The 17,774-nt window shown below is 54.3% G+C and carries 16 protein-coding genes; 10 read left to right on the forward strand and 6 right to left on the reverse strand.

What is annotated here, in order from left to right; genetic code table 11:
• The first annotated feature begins 203 nt into the window (after positions 1-203).
• Positions 204-1,685, forward strand: coding sequence for a dipeptide permease DtpD (gene dtpD / locus FDW97_RS10560; protein WP_137351020.1), 1,482 nt, complete (start codon positions 204-206; stop codon positions 1,683-1,685).
• Positions 1,686-1,735: 50 nt separating this feature from the next.
• Here dtpD and FDW97_RS10565 read toward each other — a convergent pair whose 3' ends face one another.
• The 4 genes from FDW97_RS10565 to FDW97_RS10580 all read right to left on the reverse strand — a co-directional run bounded on the left by FDW97_RS10565 (position 1,736) and on the right by FDW97_RS10580 (position 4,964).
• Entirely contained in the window at positions 1,736-2,638 is a 903-nt protein-coding gene (locus FDW97_RS10565) for an Rpn family recombination-promoting nuclease/putative transposase (RefSeq protein WP_137351021.1), read from the reverse strand.
• A 161-nt stretch (positions 2,639-2,799) separates the two neighbouring features.
• Positions 2,800-4,218, reverse strand: a complete 1,419-nt coding sequence (gene phrB / locus FDW97_RS10570; protein ID WP_137351022.1) for a deoxyribodipyrimidine photo-lyase — start codon at positions 4,216-4,218, stop codon at positions 2,800-2,802.
• Positions 4,219-4,238: 20 nt separating this feature from the next.
• On the reverse strand, positions 4,239-4,670 hold the full coding sequence (locus FDW97_RS10575) for a DUF523 and DUF1722 domain-containing protein (RefSeq protein ID WP_085047501.1): 432 nt from the start codon (positions 4,668-4,670) through the stop codon (positions 4,239-4,241).
• 87 nt (positions 4,671-4,757) lie between these two features.
• The gene (locus tag FDW97_RS10580; protein ID WP_003022870.1) at positions 4,758-4,964 is read right to left on the reverse strand and encodes a YbfA family protein; all 207 of its coding nucleotides are present in this window, start codon (positions 4,962-4,964) and stop codon (positions 4,758-4,760) included.
• A gap of 308 nt (positions 4,965-5,272) precedes the next feature.
• On the opposite strand from FDW97_RS10580, the gene kdpF reads away from it, so the two are divergent.
• The 6 genes from kdpF to kdpE are packed head-to-tail and all read left to right on the forward strand — an operon-like array spanning position 5,273 to position 13,054.
• Entirely contained in the window at positions 5,273-5,362 is a 90-nt protein-coding gene (gene kdpF, locus FDW97_RS10585; RefSeq protein WP_077949339.1) for a K(+)-transporting ATPase subunit F, read from the forward strand.
• Positions 5,362-7,041 (forward strand): potassium-transporting ATPase subunit KdpA, encoded by a 1,680-nt coding sequence (gene kdpA / locus FDW97_RS10590; protein WP_137351023.1) that lies wholly within the window; start codon positions 5,362-5,364, stop codon positions 7,039-7,041. The genes kdpF and kdpA overlap by 1 nt, the downstream gene beginning before the upstream one ends.
• 20 nt (positions 7,042-7,061) lie before the next feature.
• The gene (gene kdpB / locus FDW97_RS10595) at positions 7,062-9,110 is read left to right on the forward strand and encodes a potassium-transporting ATPase subunit KdpB (RefSeq protein WP_085047503.1); all 2,049 of its coding nucleotides are present in this window, start codon (positions 7,062-7,064) and stop codon (positions 9,108-9,110) included.
• A gap of 8 nt (positions 9,111-9,118) precedes the next feature.
• Positions 9,119-9,685, forward strand: coding sequence for a potassium-transporting ATPase subunit KdpC (kdpC, locus tag FDW97_RS10600; protein WP_137351024.1), 567 nt, complete (start codon positions 9,119-9,121; stop codon positions 9,683-9,685).
• A 10-nt stretch (positions 9,686-9,695) separates the two neighbouring features.
• The gene (gene kdpD, locus FDW97_RS10605; protein ID WP_137351025.1) at positions 9,696-12,380 is read left to right on the forward strand and encodes a two-component system sensor histidine kinase KdpD; all 2,685 of its coding nucleotides are present in this window, start codon (positions 9,696-9,698) and stop codon (positions 12,378-12,380) included.
• Positions 12,377-13,054, forward strand: coding sequence for a two-component system response regulator KdpE (kdpE, locus tag FDW97_RS10610; protein ID WP_038638835.1), 678 nt, complete (start codon positions 12,377-12,379; stop codon positions 13,052-13,054). The genes kdpD and kdpE overlap by 4 nt, the downstream gene beginning before the upstream one ends.
• A gap of 95 nt (positions 13,055-13,149) precedes the next feature.
• Here the strand turns inward: kdpE and pgm are convergent, their stop codons facing one another.
• Together pgm and seqA are read right to left on the reverse strand one after the other, a co-directional pair.
• Entirely contained in the window at positions 13,150-14,790 is a 1,641-nt protein-coding gene (pgm, locus tag FDW97_RS10615; protein ID WP_137351026.1) for a phosphoglucomutase (alpha-D-glucose-1,6-bisphosphate-dependent), read from the reverse strand.
• Between the two features lie 24 nt (positions 14,791-14,814).
• Entirely contained in the window at positions 14,815-15,357 is a 543-nt protein-coding gene (gene seqA, locus FDW97_RS10620; protein ID WP_137351027.1) for a replication initiation negative regulator SeqA, read from the reverse strand.
• A 193-nt stretch (positions 15,358-15,550) separates the two neighbouring features.
• Here seqA and ybfF point away from each other — a divergent pair, with 193 nt between their 5' ends.
• The 3 genes from ybfF to fldA all read left to right on the forward strand — a co-directional run bounded on the left by ybfF (position 15,551) and on the right by fldA (position 17,620).
• Complete coding sequence (ybfF, locus tag FDW97_RS10625) at positions 15,551-16,324, forward strand: esterase (protein ID WP_137351028.1); 774 nt, start codon at positions 15,551-15,553, stop codon at positions 16,322-16,324.
• A gap of 128 nt (positions 16,325-16,452) precedes the next feature.
• Positions 16,453-16,740: a LexA regulated protein gene (gene ybfE, locus FDW97_RS10630; RefSeq protein WP_042310165.1), complete on the forward strand. Its 288-nt coding sequence runs from the start codon at positions 16,453-16,455 to the stop codon at positions 16,738-16,740.
• Positions 16,741-17,089: 349 nt separating this feature from the next.
• Positions 17,090-17,620: a flavodoxin FldA gene (gene fldA, locus FDW97_RS10635; protein WP_003022839.1), complete on the forward strand. Its 531-nt coding sequence runs from the start codon at positions 17,090-17,092 to the stop codon at positions 17,618-17,620.
• The last annotated feature ends 154 nt before the right edge of the window (positions 17,621-17,774 follow it).

Genomic DNA, 17,774 nt, shown 5'->3' on the forward strand with positions numbered 1-17,774 from the left:
GTCATTTCACTGACACATTAAGAAACAATCACACCACTGTAGAACGTAATTTGCATACCACCACGCGATCTAATTCATGTATATTTATGCAATCAGACAGCATATTGCAAAAATAATCAGATCTGTATCAAAGTTACAACTTTAAGGAAACACGCCCGCACAGCACATTCAACCTGTTGCGAGACATTTACTTCGAGAAAACAATGAATAAACAAGCATCTCAACCGCGGGCAATTTATTACGTTGTCGCGCTACAAATTTGGGAATATTTCAGTTTTTACGGTATGCGTGCGCTGCTGATTCTGTATCTCACTAACCAGCTTAAGTACGACGATAATCACGCCTACGAACTGTTCAGCGCCTACTGCTCGTTGGTCTACGTCACGCCCATTCTCGGAGGGTATCTGGCAGATAAAGTGCTCGGCAACCGGATGGCGGTGATGATCGGCGCATTTTTGATGGCGGTGGGGCATCTGGTGTTGGGCGCCAGCGAAATGGCCCCGGCATTCCTTTATTTATCGCTAGCGATTATCGTCTGTGGCTACGGTCTGTTTAAATCCAACGTCAGTTGCCTGCTGGGTGAACTGTATCAGCCTGAAGATCCCCGCCGCGACGGTGGGTTCTCTCTGCTCTACGCCGCCGGCAACATCGGCTCAATCATTGCCCCGATAGCCTGTGGCTATGTGCAGGAAGAGTACAGCTGGGCGATGGGGTTTGCGCTGGCCGCTATCGGCATGCTGGCAGGGCTGGTGATTTTCTTATGTGGTAATCGCCATTTCGCCCATACCACCGGCGTCAATAAGGCCGTCCTGCGCGCGAAAAAATACATGTTGCCGAACTGGGCCTGGTTGTTAGTTCTGCTGGTTGCCGCCCCACTGCTGATTACTGTCTTGTTCTGGAAAGAGTGGTCCGTGTACGCCCTGATCGTTGCTACTGTTATCGGTCTGGCGGTTCTGGCGAAGATTTACCGCCAGGCGCAAACCCAGAAGCAGCGCAAAGAGCTGGGACTCATCGTCACGCTGACCTTCTTTAGCCTGCTGTTCTGGGCCTTTGCTCAACAGGGCGGTAGCTCAATCAGCCTGTATATCGACCGCTTTGTTAATCGCGACATTCTGGGGTATTCCGTACCCACCGCGATGTTCCAGTCGGTTAACGCCTTTGCGGTTATGCTGTGCGGTATCGTGCTGGCATGGGTGGTCAAAGAGAGCGTAGGCGGCAATCGCACCGTACGCATCTGGGGCAAATTTGCCCTTGGTCTCGGTTTAATGAGCGCCGGTTTTTGTATTCTGACCTTAAGTGCCCGCTGGTCCGCCGCTTACGGCCACTCTTCCATGCCGCTGATGGTATTGGGGCTGGCGGTCATGGGCTTTGCGGAACTGTTTATCGACCCGGTGGCAATGTCACAAATTACCCGCATTGAGATCCCCGGAGTAACCGGTGTATTAACCGGCATTTATATGCTGCTTTCCGGCGCAATCGCCAACTACCTGGCTGGGGTGATCGCCGACCAGACGTCACAAGGTTCGTTTGACGCTGCCGGCGCCATCAACTATTCCATCAATGCCTATATCGACGTCTTTAGCGAAATTACCTGGGGCGCACTGGCCTGTGTGGTACTGGTGCTGCTGATTTGGCTGTACCAGTCGCTGAAATTCAGAAACCGTGCGTTAGCAGTAGAGTCCTGAGTGTACAGGCCCGATGATGTGATAAGATTCGGGCCTGTTTTTTCAGGTAATTATGCATGAATTTCTGCGAGTTCCTCTTCAGTAAGACCTGTAACCAGTAGCACCATTGTGCGATCTATACCTTGTTCCAGCATGGTTTGCGCTATACGTAATGCGGCTTCTTGTTTACCCTGCTGTAACCCTTCCTGTAATCCATCTAACCGTAACCGCTCTGCAATAGTCATCAGCCTCTCCTTATGTTGGGGGATCCGTTGCGCTATCTCCTGCATAAATTCATTAAAACGAGATTCGTCGCCAGATTGTAGGATGTAATTAAACATCGCCTGTAATTGCGTGTCATTAGCGCATCCAGTAAGTAGCAGCGTGGCCAGTTGCTCTACCAGCCCCAGCAAATCCCGCTGACGGATATGTTTTTGCATTAATTCCAGCAGCGCCATTCGTCTGTGAGCCATGATCTCATCATCGGGTACCACCGTTATGTCTACCAACGGAAATGCGCTGGAATAAAGCTGTCTTGCCGCCACGGGGTCAGCAAAGGCATCCAGCCAGCACAATGAGTACGGATAGGGGCTTCGGCAGCCATGATAAAAGAGCATCGGTATCACCAGAGGCAGTTCCTTATGCCCTGCGTCCAGATGACGCTGCATCGCCGCCATCGCATAACGCAACAGACGAAAAGCCATATGCGGCTCGGCTGAACTTTGATGCTCTATCACCACATAGACATAACCGTCACCGTTGCGTGTGTGCAAAGACCAGAGCACGTCGGAGTAGCGCGAACGTAAATCCGCTTCAATAAAGCTTTCTGACTCCAGCTTCAGCGAATTCAAATCGCAAAGCATCCGCAGTTCAGCTGGCAGGTGAATGTCGAGAAAATCCCGCGCCGTTTCGGGATGATGTAAAAACGTTTTAAATACCGCGTCGTGCGGTGTGGAGGTTGTTGGCATTGTCATCAAGTTCCATCACCCGAATGAAGATGACGGAACTTTACTGCCAGATAAAAGCATCTGCATCAGGGCATTAACAACCTTGCGCGCACACTTCAGCGCTAAACGCGCCCAACTGCAACAAATTCATTTTGCTGGAAGGCATTACGCAGAAATCCACCCTGCCTTTACCCTTTTCGCGCCGCCTCATATGCCGCCAGCGTAGCCAGTCTGGCCTGCTTGTGATCGACAATCGGGCGAGGATAGTTGAGCGTCACCTGCGCTTTTTCCGCCCACGACCACGGCTCATGGATGGCTTTACCCGGCACATCGCGCAATTCCGGCAGCCACTGGCGGATAAACTCACCGTCACGGTCAAATTTTTCGCCCTGCGTCGTGGGGTTAAATATGCGGAAATACGGTGCGGCATCGGTTCCGGTGGATGCGGCCCACTGCCAGCCGCCGTTATTGGCCGCCAGGTCGCCATCGATCAGTTGCGACATGAAATACTGCTCCCCTTTACGCCAGTCGATCAGCAGGTCTTTTACTAAAAAACTGGCCGTAATCATGCGTAAACGATTATGCATCCAGCCCGTGGCGTTGAGCTGACGCATCGCCGCATCCACAATCGGGTAACCCGTTTGACCCGTTTGCCAGGCCTGCAAATGCGTCGGGTTATTCTGCCATTGCACGCGATCGGTCCAGCGGATAAAGGGTTGATACCGACACAGCGCCGGATGATACGTCATCAGATGACGATAAAATTCACGCCAGATAAGCTCGTTCAGCCAGACGCTGCCCGCCCCGCCCTCAAGCGCCTGCGGCTGCTCTGCGAGCAGTCGATTCAGGCATTGGCGCGGCGATAACCCGCCTGTCGCCAGGCTTGCGGATAATCGACTGGTCCCGTCAATCGCGGGAAAATCACGCTGCTGCTCGTATTTTCCCGCAGCCTGCTGGCAAAACTGGCGTAATTGCGCGATGGCCAATTTTTCCTCTGCCACAAACCTCTGCGCATCAAAATCTTGCTGCGGATAGCTCAGCGTTATTGATGTTAACGGTGCGTCAAGAACACCGCTTTCTCTCATTTTCGGCGCGCTCACACATTCTGGAATACCGTCTTTAATGCGCTTCAGCCAGGCATTTTTAAACGGCGTGAACACTTTATACATCTCATGATTGCCGGTCATCACCGCTCCAGGAGGCAGGATCACGCTGTCATCAAACCCTTCGCACACCACCTGGGGTAATGATTTCTCTACGTTTACATCACGCTGTCGTTCGTTTATTTCATATTGATAGTTATAAAATAATCGACTGACGTCATACTGCAGGCAGACACGTTTGACGGTGTCCACGCTGGCCGCAAAATCAGCCACTTCATGAAACAGTAAAGGGATGCCTTTTTCTGCCAGCGCCGCTTGTAACGCATTCAACTGCGCGTTGACAAATGCCGCCTGACGCGGGGCCATATCGTGGGCCTTCCACTGCCCGGGGGTAGATATATATAACGCCAGCACCTGCGCAGAACGATCCCGACAAGCCGCCGCCAGCGCGAGGTTGTCGTGCAGACGTAAATCACGCCGAAACCAGACCAAATGGGTGGTCATAACACTCCTGAAGAAAAAAATTAACGCCCGTAGCGCAAACGCAGAGCCTCTGGCCAGGGATTGAAATAGCGCTGCCCGGAAAGATAAGCATCCGGGTATTCCGCCATATAGTGTTTGAGTAATGTTATTGGCGCAAGCAGCGGTTGAGTCGCACGTCGATAGCCGTCAATGAGAGAGGCCAGCTCTTGTCGCTGACGAGAATTTAATTGCGTACGAAAATACCCCTCGCGCTTATCACTAAAACGCAGGGAGACAGCCTCGCCCTCTTTGACCAGATGCAGCGCAGGTCGCGGGACCGGTAACCCGATCCCCATTTCAGGGCATACGGGTTCGAACGCGACCCACGGCGACAGTTCTTCTACAGCAAAGGCCAGGCGCTTATGCCCACCATCATAGCGAACCGCTTCCCCCAACAGACAGGCACTGATACCAACAGGGATTTTCTCGCTCATGATCGCTCCTTTTCATTCCTGAGATAAGTGTAGCTATCATGAGCAAAAAAGCCGCTGATATCAGCGGCTTTTAGGATTCATTAATTATCAGTAGAAATCGCAGGTGGCTTTTTCAGCCTGCTCCATCCACACCGGCTTATCACTGGTTTTAGACCAGACGCGATGCAGGTAGCTGTAAAAACGGGCACGGTCTTTCCAGAACAGCATGACCGGCAGCGCCAGTACGCCCGCCACTACGGCAAAGGTACGGCGTAAGAAAACAATGTGTGCTGGATATTCTTTATAAAAGTCCATAATCCTCTCCCATATAACTGTTCGGTGAATCGCACCGGAAAAATAAAGTTGGTTAACTGATGAAAATAATACCGCCTTGTGTGTAATTTTACTACTCATCCGACCACTTATTTTTATCTATTTATGCCCCGTTTAGCTTAAAACCGTAATTAAGTTACATAAAAGTTAAATTAATACTAACCATTAGTTAAATAATGGTCTTTGCCATTTTTATACTTTTTTTACACCCCGCCCGCCGATTTTTGCGAAATCTTTGCAAGCAAAAACCTACGCTCTGGTTATCACATTTATGCCACTGGAGGTGCACTGTGAGTGCAGGCGTGATAACCGGCATTGGGCTGGTCTTTTTATTATTAGGTTACCTTGTGTATGCCCTGATTAATGCGGAGGCGTTCTGATGGCGGCTCAAGGTTTTTTACTCATTGCCAGTTTCTTGCTGGTGCTGTTTGTCATCGCCAGACCGCTGGGGTTTGGGCTGGCCCGACTCATCAATAATACGTCTCTGCCGGGCCTCGCTGGCGTGGAGAGTGAGCTCTGGCGTGGTCTGGGCATTTCGCAACAGGAGATGAACTGGCGGCAGTATCTGCTGGCAATCCTCGCGCTCAATGTACTGGGCCTGCTGGTCCTGTTTTCGATGCTGATGGCGCAAAACCTGCTGCCGCTGAATCCTCAGCAGCTTCCAGGACTTTCATGGCATCTGGCGCTCAACACCGCGGTGAGTTTTGTCACCAATACCAACTGGCAATCTTATGCCGGTGAAACCACTTTAAGCTACTTCAGCCAGATGGCTGGGTTGACCGTGCAGAACTTCCTGTCCGCGGCGACCGGTATTGCGGTGATTTTTGCCCTGACGCGTGCCTTTACGCGCCAGAGCATGGATACGCTGGGTAATGCCTGGGTCGATCTGGTTCGTATTACGCTGTGGATCCTCGTGCCGATTGCGCTGCTCATCGCCCTGTTTTTTATTCAACAAGGCGCGCTGCAAAACGTATTGCCCTATCAGCCCATCACGACGCTTGAAGGGGTGAGACAGTTGCTGCCGATGGGACCTGTCGCTTCGCAGGAAGCGATTAAGATGCTCGGCACCAACGGGGGCGGTTTCTTTAACGCTAACTCAGCACATCCGTTTGAAAACCCAACCGCACTGACCAACCTGGTACAGATGCTGGCTATTTTCTTAATTCCTACCGCGCTGTGTTTTGCCTTTGGCGATGTGGTGGGCGATCGTCGTCAGGGCCGGACCCTGTTATGGGCCATGTCGCTCATTTTTGTCATCTGCGTAGCCGTCGTGATGTGGGCCGAAGTTCAGGGCAACCCGCATCTGATGCAGTTAGGTGCAGACAGCAATATCAACATGGAAGGCAAAGAGAGCCGCTTTGGCGTACTGGTCAGCAGTCTGTTTGCGGTCGTCACAACGGCGGCATCCTGTGGCGCAGTGATTGCGATGCATGACTCCTTTACCGCACTCGGCGGAATGGTGCCGATGTGGCTGATGCAAATTGGCGAAGTGGTCTTCGGCGGTGTGGGTTCAGGTCTGTACGGCATGCTGCTGTTCGTATTGCTGGCTGTGTTCATCGCCGGGCTGATGATTGGCCGAACACCGGAATACCTGGGTAAGAAAATCGACGTGCGCGAAATGAAAATGACCGCGCTGGCGATTCTGGTCACCCCTGCGCTGGTCCTGCTTGGCACAGCAATAGCAATGATGACCGATGCCGGGCGCAGCGCCATGCTCAACCCGGGTCCACATGGGTTTAGTGAAGTGCTGTATGCCGTGTCATCTGCTGCGAACAACAACGGTAGCGCCTTTGCCGGATTAAGCGCCAATAGCCCGTTCTGGAACTGCCTGCTGGCGCTGTGCATGTTCTTTGGTCGCTTCGGCGTGATCGTACCCGTGATGGCTATTGCCGGGTCGCTGGTCAGTAAAAAGATCCAGCCTGCCAGCCCTGGCACGCTACCCACCCACGGCACGCTGTTTGTCGGGTTGTTAATCGGTACGGTGTTACTGGTTGGCGCTCTCACCTTTGTTCCTGCCCTGGCCCTTGGCCCGGTCGCAGAATACCTGTCATTACACTGAGTGATGCGGAGCACATTACTATGAGTCGCAAGCAACTGGCGCTGTTCGAACCTTCTCTGGTCGCACAGGCGCTGATGGATGCCGTGAAAAAATTAAGCCCACATACCCAATGGCGTAATCCGGTGATGTTTCTCGTCTGGCTGGGCAGTCTGTTGACCACGCTGTTAACGCTGGCGATGGCAACAGGTTATATGCCTGGCAATCCGTGGTTTACCGGCGCGATTAGTCTGTGGCTGTGGGTTACCGTCCTGTTCGCTAACTTTGCCGAAGCGCTGGCTGAGGGGCGCAGTAAAGCACAGGCGAACAGTCTGAAAGGGGTGAAAAAAACCGCCTTTGCCCGCAAACTTCGCGAACCAAAATACGGCTCGGCCATGGATCACGTCCCTGCCGATGATCTCCGTAAAGGCGATATTGTGCTGGTGGAAGCTGGCGATATTATCCCGTGTGACGGCGAGGTGATCGAAGGTGGCGCATCGGTAGACGAAAGCGCGATTACCGGTGAGTCTGCGCCGGTCATTCGTGAATCCGGTGGCGATTTTGCCTCGGTCACCGGCGGGACTCGCATCCTCTCCGACTGGCTGGTGATCGAATGTAGCGTAAACCCCGGCGAAACATTCCTCGACCGGATGATCGCCATGGTCGAAGGCGCGCAGCGGCGTAAAACCCCCAATGAAATCGCCCTGACGATCCTGCTGATTGCCCTGACTATCGTCTTTCTGTTGGCGACCGCCACGCTATGGCCGTTTTCCGCCTGGGGCGGCAGCGCGGTCAGCGTCACGGTACTGGTTGCCCTGCTCGTTTGTCTGATCCCCACCACCATCGGCGGTCTGCTTTCTGCTATTGGCGTGGCCGGGATGAGCCGAATGCTGGGCGCGAACGTCATTGCCACCAGCGGACGTGCGGTCGAAGCCGCGGGTGACGTGGACGTCCTGCTGCTGGATAAAACCGGTACCATTACGCTGGGTAACCGTCAGGCTTCAGATTTTCTGCCTGCCCAGGGCGTGGACGAAAAAACGCTGGCCGATGCCGCACAGCTTTCATCGCTGGCCGATGAAACACCGGAAGGCCGCAGCATCGTTATTCTGGCAAAACAGCGCTTTAATCTGCGTATTCGCGACGTGCAATCGCTGCACGCGACCTTTGTGCCGTTTACCGCGCAAAGCCGGATGAGCGGTATCAACATCGACAACCGTATGATCCGCAAAGGTTCGGTCGATGCCATTCGTCGTCACGTTGAAGCCAACGGCGGTCACTTCCCCGCCGATGTCGAGCAGAAGGTCGACAACGTCGCTCGCCTTGGCGCTACGCCGCTGGTGGTAGCCGAAGGCTCCCGCGTACTGGGCGTGATAGCCCTGAAAGATATTGTGAAAGGCGGGATCAAAGAACGTTTTGCCCAACTGCGCAAAATGGGGATCAAAACGGTGATGATAACCGGCGATAACCGCCTGACCGCCGCCGCGATCGCCGCAGAAGCCGGGGTGGATGATTTCTTAGCGGAGGCCACGCCGGAAGCCAAGCTGGCGCTGATTCGTCAGTATCAGGCGGAAGGCCGTCTGGTGGCGATGACCGGCGACGGAACCAACGACGCCCCGGCACTGGCGCAGGCGGATGTCGCGGTCGCCATGAACTCCGGGACCCAGGCGGCGAAGGAAGCTGGCAACATGGTGGATCTCGATTCCAACCCCACCAAACTGATTGAAGTGGTGCACATTGGGAAACAGATGCTGATGACGCGCGGCTCGCTGACCACCTTCAGTATCGCCAATGACGTGGCAAAGTATTTCGCCATTATCCCGGCCGCGTTCGCCGCCACCTATCCGCAGCTCAATGCGCTTAACGTCATGGGACTGCATTCGCCGGATTCAGCGATCCTCAGCGCGGTTATCTTTAATGCGCTAATCATCGTTTTTCTGATCCCACTGGCGCTTAAAGGCGTGAGCTACAAGCCGTTATCCGCATCTGCAATGTTGCGCCGTAATTTGTGGATCTACGGTCTGGGCGGTCTGGTGGTGCCATTTATTGGTATTAAAGCGATTGATTTACTGCTGACCCTGTTGGGTCTGGTGTGAGGTTTCAGATGAGTGGATTACGTCCTGCATTATCAACATTGATTTTCCTGATGCTTATTACCGGCGGGGCTTACCCGCTGCTGACCACCGCGCTGGGGCAGTGGTGGTTTCCCCACCAGGCTAACGGCTCGTTGATCCGCGAAGATCAGGTTGTTCGCGGCTCTGAGCTTATTGGGCAACATTTTACCGCCGCCGGTTATTTTCAGGGGCGTCCGTCTGCGACGGCGGAAATGCCCTATAATCCCATGGCTTCTGGCGGCAGTAACCTGGCCGTCAGCAACCCGGAACTGGATAAACAGTTGCAAAGCCGGATTGCCGCGCTGCGCGCTGCCAATCCACAGGCTAATCCAGCCGTTCCGCTAGAGCTGGTAACCGCGTCTGCCAGCGGGCTGGATAACAACCTGACGCCCGCCGCGGTGGCCTGGCAAATTCCTCGCGTGGCGCAGGCCCGCAACCTCAGCGTTGAAGAGGTGTCGCGCCTGGTTGCACAATACACGCAAAAGCCGCTGGTCAGTTTTATCGGCCAGCCGGTGGTGAACCTGGTGGAACTTAATTTAGCGCTGGATAAGCTCTGAGAAAAAGGACATGCATAGCGAACCCTTACGTCCCGACCCCGATCGCCTGTTGGAGCAGACCACCGCCCCGCACCGCGGAAAATTAAAAATATTCTTCGGCGCCTGCGCGGGCGTCGGGAAAACCTGGGCCATGCTAACGGAAGCCCAGCGGCTGCGGGCGCAGGGGTTAGATGTGCTGATTGGCGTGGTGGAAACCCACGGACGCAAAGAGACCGCCGCGCTGCTGGACGGTCTCAGTATCCTGCCGCTAAAGCGACACGCGCGTCACGGTCGTCACATCAGCGAGTTCGATCTTGATGCCGCGCTGGCCCGCCGTCCGGCGCTCATTTTAATGGATGAACTGGCGCACAGTAATGCGCCAGGCTCACGCCATCCAAAGCGCTGGCAGGATATTGAAGAGCTGCTGGAAGCCGGTATCGATGTCTTTACCACCGTTAACGTCCAGCATCTGGAAAGTCTCAATGATGTGGTCAGCGGCGTCACTGGTATTCAGGTGCGCGAAACCGTCCCTGATCCTTTCTTCGATGCCGCTGACGATGTGGTGCTGGTCGATCTTCCCCCCGATGATTTGCGCCAGCGCCTGAACGAAGGCAAGGTCTATATCGCAGGTCAGGCGGAAAGAGCCATCGAGCATTTCTTTCGCAAAGGTAATTTGATCGCGCTGCGCGAGCTGGCCTTGCGCCGCACGGCCGATCGGGTGGACGATCAAATGCGCGCCTGGCGCGGGCGTCCAGGGGAAGAAAAAGTCTGGCATACCCGCGACGCCGTTTTGCTGTGTATTGGGCACAATACCGGCAGCGAAAAACTGGTGCGCGCCGCCGCGCGGCTGGCGGCGCGTCTCGGCAGCGTCTGGCATGCTGTGTATGTCGAAACGCCGGCACTGCACCGACTCCCCGAAAAACAGCGGCGCGCGATCTTAAGCGCACTGCGATTAGCCCAGGAGCTGGGCGCGGAAACCGCCACGCTTTCCGATCCTGCTGAAGATAAAGCGGTAATCCGCTACGCCCGCGAGCATAATCTGGGAAAAATTGTGCTCGGGCGTCCGACAACGCGTCGCTGGTGGCGCAGCGATTCCTTTGCCGACAAACTGGCCCATCGCGCACCGGATCTCGATCTGATGATTGTCGCGCTGGACGAACCGCCTTCACGCCCGACGCTACCCACTACGGATAACCGCACCTTTAAAGATAAATGGCGGGTACAAATTCAGGGTTGTGTGGTTGCCGTCGCGCTATGCGCCATCATTACGCTGATCGCGATGCAGTGGCTGATGGCTTTTGATGCCGCTAACCTGGTAATGCTCTATTTACTGGGTGTGGTGGTTATCGCCCTCTTCTACGGACGCTGGCCATCCGTACTGGCAACCTTTATTAACGTCGCCAGCTTCGATCTCTTCTTTATTGCCCCACGTGGGACGCTGGCCGTTTCCGACGTCCAGTATCTGCTTACCTTTGCCGTAATGCTAACGGTCGGGCTGGTTATCGGTAATCTGACCGCCGGCGTCCGTTATCAGGCGCGGGTGGCGCGCTATCGGGAACAGCGTACGCGTCATCTGTATGAGATGTCGAAAGCGTTAGCCGTTGGACGGAGCCAGAAGGATATCGCCGCGACCAGCGAACAGTTTATCGCCTCAACGTTTCAGGCCCGCAGTCAGGTTTTATTACCTGATGAACACGGTAAGCTGGCTCCCCTCACCCATCAACAGGGCATGACGCCATGGGACGATGCCATTGCCCAATGGAGTTTTGACAAAGGGCAACCGGCTGGCGCGGGCACTGATACCTTACCGGGCGTACCGTACCAAATCTTACCGCTAAAAAGCGCCGATAAAACGCATGGGCTACTGGTAGTGGAACCGGGAAATCTGCGTCAGTTGATGATTCCCGAGCAGCAGCGCCTGCTGGAAACCTTTACCCTGTTGGTCGCCAGTGCGCTGGAACGTCTGACCCTGACCGCCAGCGAAGAGCAGGCCCGGTTTGCCAGTGAACGCGAAAGTATTCGCAATGCGCTGCTTGCCGCCCTGTCCCACGATTTGCGCACGCCGCTGACGGTGCTGTTCGGTCAGGCAGAGATTTTAACGCTGGATCTGGCCAGTGAAGGTTCGCCGCATGCGCGCCAGGCCAGTGAGATTCGCCAGCACGTGCTGAATACCACCCGACTGGTTAATAATCTGTTGGATATGGCGCGAATTCAGTCTGGCGGCTTTAATCTTAAGAAGGAGTGGTTAACGCTGGAAGAGGTGGTGGGCAGCGCCCTGCAGATGCTGGAGCCAGGACTCTCTGCTCCGATTAACCTGTCGTTACCCGAACCGTTGACGCTGATCCATGTCGATGGCCCGCTTTTTGAACGGGTGTTGATCAACCTGCTGGAGAACGCCGTAAAATACGCGGGTCCGCAGGCACAAATCGGCATTGACGCCAGCGTTGATGGCGAGCACCTGCTACTGGACGTCTGGGATAATGGACCGGGTATTCCGTCGGGTATGGAACAGCGCGTTTTTGACAAATTTTCCAGAGGAAACAAAGAGTCATCGGTACCCGGCGTGGGGTTGGGACTGGCCATTTGTCAGGCGATTGTGGACGTGCACGGCGGTACCATTTCCGCCCATAATCGTGCCCAGGGGGGGGCATGTTTCCGTGTTACACTACCCCAGGAGATCCCCCCTGAACTTGAAGATTTTCATGAGGATATGTGACAAACGTACTGATTGTTGAAGATGAACAGGCCATTCGCCGCTTTCTGCGCACTGCGCTGGAAGCCGATGGTCTGCGTGTATATGAAGCGGAAACGCTACAACGTGGTTTGCTGGAAGCCGCCACGCGAAAACCCGATCTCATCATTCTCGATCTCGGCCTGCCAGACGGCGACGGCATTGATTTTATTCGCGACCTGCGGCAATGGAGCGCAATCCCGGTAATTGTGCTTTCAGCCCGCAGCGAAGAGAGCGATAAAATCGCCGCGCTGGATGCCGGCGCCGATGACTATCTCAGTAAACCCTTCGGTATTGGCGAGCTACAGGCGCGATTGCGCGTGGCATTGCGTCGCCACGCCAGCGGCGCGTCTCCCGAACCGGTGGTGCATTTTTCCAACGTAAAAGTGGATATCGCCGCCCGCCTCGTACACCGTGGTGACGAGGAAATCCATCTGACGCCGATTGAGTTTCGCCTGTTAGCGGTACTGCTGAATAATGCCGGGAAGGTACTGACGCAACGCCAGCTGTTAAATCAGGTCTGGGGGCCAAACGCCGTCGAACACAGTCACTATCTGCGAATTTATATGGGACACCTGCGCCAGAAACTGGAGCGGGACCCGGCTCGTCCACGTCATTTTCTGACCGAAACCGGGATTGGCTATCGGTTTATGCCGTAAGTCTAGTCGAATAAAAAAGCCGGATCAGCATACATGCTATCCGGCTTTTTTATTCATGCCGGATGGTGACGTTAGCGTCTTATCCGGCCTGGGGTTTACGCGTTTTTCAACACTTCGCTGACGATCTCAACCGCTTCTTTTTCGATCTGTTTGCGGTGTTCTTCGCCGAGGAAGCTTTCGCAATAGATCTTGTAAGCGTCTTCTGTGCCTGACGGACGCGCGGCAAACCAGCCGTTGTCAGTCATCACTTTCAGACCGCCAATGGAAGCACCATTGCCAGGTGCCGCTGTCAGACGTGCGGTGATCGGGTCGCCAGCCAGCGTGCTGGCGCTTACCATTTCCGGAGACAGCTTAGACAGCGCCGCTTTCTGCGCGGAGGTCGCGCTCGCCTGCAAACGATTGTAGCTCGGCGCGCCGAAGCGAGCAGCCAGTTCGTTGTAGTGTTCTTGCGGGTTCTTACCGGTCACAGCGGTAATTTCTGCCGCCAGCAGGCACATGATGATGCCGTCTTTGTCGGTCGACCACGGTGTACCGTCGAAACGCAGGAAAGAAGCGCCCGCGCTCTCTTCACCACCAAAGCCAAAGCTGCCATCGAACAGACCGTCAACAAACCATTTAAAACCGACCGGCACTTCCACCAGCTTACGACCCAAATCGTTGACCACGCGGTCAATCATTGCCGAGGAAACCAGCGTCTTACCGACGGCAACATCTTTGCCCCACTGCGGACGATGCTGGAACAGATAGTTGATCGCCACCGCCAGGTAGTGGTTCGGGTTCATCAGCCCCGCCGGGGTGACGATACCGTGACGGTCATAGTCCGGATCGTTGGCAAAGGCCAGATCGAACTTGTCACGCAGCGCCAGCAGACCCGCCATCGCGCACTCGGAGGAGCAGTCCATACGGATTGCGCCGTCTTTATCGAGATGCATAAAGCGGAAAGTCTGATCAACGTGGTCGTTAACGATAGTCAGGTTCAGGTTGTAGTGCTTCGCAATACGCTTCCAGTATTCGATACCGGAACCGCCCAACGGATCGACACCCAGCGTCAGACCCGCTTTCTGGATCGCCGCCATGTCGACGATATCCGCCAGTCCTTCCACAAACGGTTGAACCAGGTCCTGCTCTTTCACATGACCCGATGCCAGCGCCGCGTCCAGCGACATACGCTTCACGCCTTGCAGACCGTCAGCCAGCAACGCGTTAGCCCTGTCTTCCACCACTTTGGTGACGTTGGTATCTGCCGGACCACCGTTTGGCGGGTTGTATTTAATGCCACCATCTTCCGGCGGGTTGTGGGACGGCGTGATCACAATGCCATCAGCCAGCGGGCCGCCTTTTTTGTTGTGGACCAGGATGGCATTCGACACGGCAGGGGTTGGCGTAAAGCCGTTGTTTTCCTGCACGATGACATCAACGCCATTCGCCGCCAGCACTTCCAGCACAGAGATAAAAGCCGGTTCAGACAGCGCGTGGGTATCCTTGCCCACAAAGCACGGGCCAGTAATCCCGTTTTTCGCACGTTCTTCAGCAATCGCCTGGGCGATAGCCAGAATATGCGGCTCGTTAAAACTATGACGACCTGCACTGCCGCGATGCCCGGACGTACCGAACTTGACGGCGTGCTCAGCGTTCCCTGCCGTTGGTTTCAGTACATAGTACTGTGCCGTCAGTTGGGCGACGTTAATCAAATCACTCTGTTGCGCAGGTTGACCTGCACGGTTGTGGATTGCCATTGCCTGGTCCTTCTAATACAAGGATTAAATTGTTCCGCAAACCTTTTCAATCAATTCCGCAGGGAATTGCATTGACTGCATGATGTGCTCCACCATGCTGCATTTACGGCCGGTGTTGGTATTGGTGATCACCCAGTACGGCGTGCCTGGCACGTGTTTCGGTTTGGTTTGATTACCATTTTTCAGCAGCGTCTGTTCATCTGCCGCAAAATAAACGCGCGTCCGGCCATGCAACGAATCCGTTGCTTCGGCGAATGCGTTTTGATCCAGAGAATAGAGTGTAGACAGCACCAGCATAAAGCGATTTACTGCTTTCTTCTGTTCCGCATATTCATCGGACAACAGCAGTTCACGCATCGCGCGCACTTTATCTTTTACGGGGTTAACCGGCTTAGCTTCCACGACAGGTTGCACAGCGCGGACTTCTTTTACTACCGGAGTGACAGGCTGTGCTGCGGCGGAAAATTTCAACATACGCCGTAAAATGTCGGATGCGCTCTCGCCGATATGCTTGGTATGGCTGGCAATATAGTTATAGAGTTCATCATCAACTTCAATCGTTTTCATCTTAATCCAGTGCAGTGTTTAGCTGAATACAAGTTGTTGGGTTAACACGCGTAGTGTAAAGGCAAATCCCAACAGCGGATAGCGTCAAGCCTGGTGGCTGATAAAACTCGGAGTAACCGTAGTTGTTGCAGCCCTGTGGCAGAATGGTCAACATGATACCCTAACCCGTGAGTGTGAAAAAAAGAACTTTGCCATGAAATTGAATATCCGAGCGCAATCTGCGCAAAACCTGCACAATAATTCTCCCATCGTCCTGGTTCACGGCCTGTTTGGTAGCCTGGATAACCTGGGGATCCTGGCACGCTCCCTGGTGGCCGATCACGATATCATCCAGGTCGATATGCGAAATCATGGCCTCTCGCCCCGATCGCCTGAGATGAATTATGCGGCCATGGCGCAAGACCTGGTGGATACGCTGGACGATCGACAGATCGAAAAAGCGATCTTTATTGGTCACTCTATGGGGGGAAAAGCCGTCATGGCGTTAACCGCGTTAGCCCCTGATCGTATTGATCGGCTGGTGGCTATTGATATTGCGCCGGTTGACTATCATGTGCGCCGTCACGATGAGATTTTTGCGGCAATCAATGCCGTAACCGAGGCACAAGCGTCCTCGCGCCAGCAAGCGGCAAGCGTCATGCGCCAGCATCTGCAAGAAGAGGGTGTTATTCAGTTTATGCTGAAATCCTTTGTTGACGGCGAGTGGCGCTTTAACGTTCCCGTATTATGGGATCAATATCCCAATATCGTCGGTTGGCACACCCTCCCGGCATGGGAGCACCCGGCATTGTTTATTCCAGGCGGTAACTCCCCTTATGTCACCGAAGCGTATCGCGAGCAGCTACTGGCACAATTCCCGCAGGCTCGGGCGCACGTTATCGCAGGCGCGGGGCATTGGGTACATGCGGAAAAACCTGAAGCAGTGCTGCGGGCCATCCGTCGTTATCTGAACGAACCGGCTAACTGATTAAAAACTCAGCGTCCGTGCGCGATTACGCGCGTGGGCGTTGGCGTGCCTCTCCTGCTGATGTATTATGGCGCGCTATCCATCCGGGCGGACGCCTGGCTGATTGTTTCCCCGAAGTCACCAAGATCATGGCCAAAGAACAAACGGACCGTACGACATTAGATCTGTTCGCGCAGGAGCGTCGCCCGGGACGACCCAAAACTAATCCGCTCTCGCGTGATGAACAGTTACGTATAAATAAACGTAATCAGCTTAAACGTGACAAAGTTCGCGGGCTTAAGCGTGTCGAACTGAAACTGAACGCTGATGCCGTTGACGCGTTAAACGAGCTGGCCGAGGCGCGCAACATGAGTCGCAGTGAACTCATCGAAGAGATGCTGATGACCCAACTCACCGCATTGCGCGGTCAGGCATAGTCTGAATTTCTGCTCTATACACTAAATAATTCGAGTTGCAGGACAAAACGCCCCGGCCGTTTTGAACAGCGCTTGCGCTGGCCCCGAAGGGGGGAGGCCGTAAGGCCGAATCATGCGGCAAATGAACGCATCCCGATGAGCTTACTGTAGTATGTGATTCGGGTAAGTGAGCGCAGCCAACGCACCTGAAACTTGAAGTATGACGGGTATAAATCATAAATCGTGTAGCACAGAGTGCAGTCCCGCGTGTTTGCTGTTTCCGCATGCCTGACTGTTCTGCTATGATTGCCCTTATCCGTGGGCAATGCGCCACCACCATTTCAATAAGTTTCAAGAGGTTATTTTACTCATGGCAATCACTGGCATCTTTTTCGGCAGCGACACCGGTAATACCGAAAACATCGCAAAAATGATTCAAAAACAGCTTGGTAAAGACGTTGCCGATGTACATGACATTGCAAAAAGCAGCAAAGAAGACCTGGAAGGGTATGACATTCTGCTGCTCGGCATTCCAACCTGGTACTACGGTGAAGCGCAGTGTGACTGGGACGATTTCTTCCCTACCCTCGAAGACATTGATTTTAACGGCAAACTGGTTGCATTGTTCGGCTGCGGCGACCAGGAAGATTACGCAGAATATTTCTGCGATGCGTTAGGCACAATTCGCGACATCATTGAGCCACGCGGCGCCACCATCGTCGGTCACTGGCCAACGGCGGGTTATCACTTTGAAGCGTCCAAAGGCCTGGCTGACGACGACCACTTTGTCGGTCTGGCTATCGATGAAGATCGCCAGCCGGAGCTGACCGCTGAACGCGTAGAAAAATGGGTTAAGCAGATCTCAGAAGAACTGCACCTCGACGAAATCATCAATGCCTGATTTCGCGCGGCGCAGATCCTCATCTGCGCCGCATCAATAGATAAAACCAATCAAAATAATTGCTACAAATTTGTAACTTTTCCGTCTGACCCTGTACAATGGCTGGATGCCAATCGGGTGTTGCACAGTGTGTTTGTCGGCGATACCACGTTTT

This window comes from Citrobacter sp. wls708 (assembly GCF_005281255.1).
Lineage (GTDB): Bacteria > Pseudomonadota > Gammaproteobacteria > Enterobacterales > Enterobacteriaceae > Citrobacter > Citrobacter werkmanii.

Excerpts from the sequence above, each read along its gene's own strand:
- dtpD (WP_137351020.1), top strand. The coding sequence starts at position 204 with ATGAATAAACAAGCATCTCAACCGCGGGCAATTTATTACGTTGTCGCG.
- FDW97_RS10565 (WP_137351021.1), bottom strand. The coding sequence starts at position 2,638 with ATGACAATGCCAACAACCTCCACACCGCACGACGCGGTATTTAAAACG.
- phrB (WP_137351022.1), bottom strand. The coding sequence starts at position 4,218 with ATGACCACCCATTTGGTCTGGTTTCGGCGTGATTTACGTCTGCACGAC.
- FDW97_RS10575 (WP_085047501.1), bottom strand. The coding sequence starts at position 4,670 with ATGAGCGAGAAAATCCCTGTTGGTATCAGTGCCTGTCTGTTGGGGGAA.
- FDW97_RS10580 (WP_003022870.1), bottom strand. The coding sequence starts at position 4,964 with ATGGACTTTTATAAAGAATATCCAGCACACATTGTTTTCTTACGCCGT.
- kdpA (WP_137351023.1), top strand. The coding sequence starts at position 5,362 with ATGGCGGCTCAAGGTTTTTTACTCATTGCCAGTTTCTTGCTGGTGCTG.
- kdpB (WP_085047503.1), top strand. The coding sequence starts at position 7,062 with ATGAGTCGCAAGCAACTGGCGCTGTTCGAACCTTCTCTGGTCGCACAG.
- kdpC (WP_137351024.1), top strand. The coding sequence starts at position 9,119 with ATGAGTGGATTACGTCCTGCATTATCAACATTGATTTTCCTGATGCTT.
- kdpD (WP_137351025.1), top strand. The coding sequence starts at position 9,696 with ATGCATAGCGAACCCTTACGTCCCGACCCCGATCGCCTGTTGGAGCAG.
- pgm (WP_137351026.1), bottom strand. The coding sequence starts at position 14,790 with ATGGCAATCCACAACCGTGCAGGTCAACCTGCGCAACAGAGTGATTTG.
- seqA (WP_137351027.1), bottom strand. The coding sequence starts at position 15,357 with ATGAAAACGATTGAAGTTGATGATGAACTCTATAACTATATTGCCAGC.
- ybfF (WP_137351028.1), top strand. The coding sequence starts at position 15,551 with ATGAAATTGAATATCCGAGCGCAATCTGCGCAAAACCTGCACAATAAT.
- ybfE (WP_042310165.1), top strand. The coding sequence starts at position 16,453 with ATGGCCAAAGAACAAACGGACCGTACGACATTAGATCTGTTCGCGCAG.
- fldA (WP_003022839.1), top strand. The coding sequence starts at position 17,090 with ATGGCAATCACTGGCATCTTTTTCGGCAGCGACACCGGTAATACCGAA.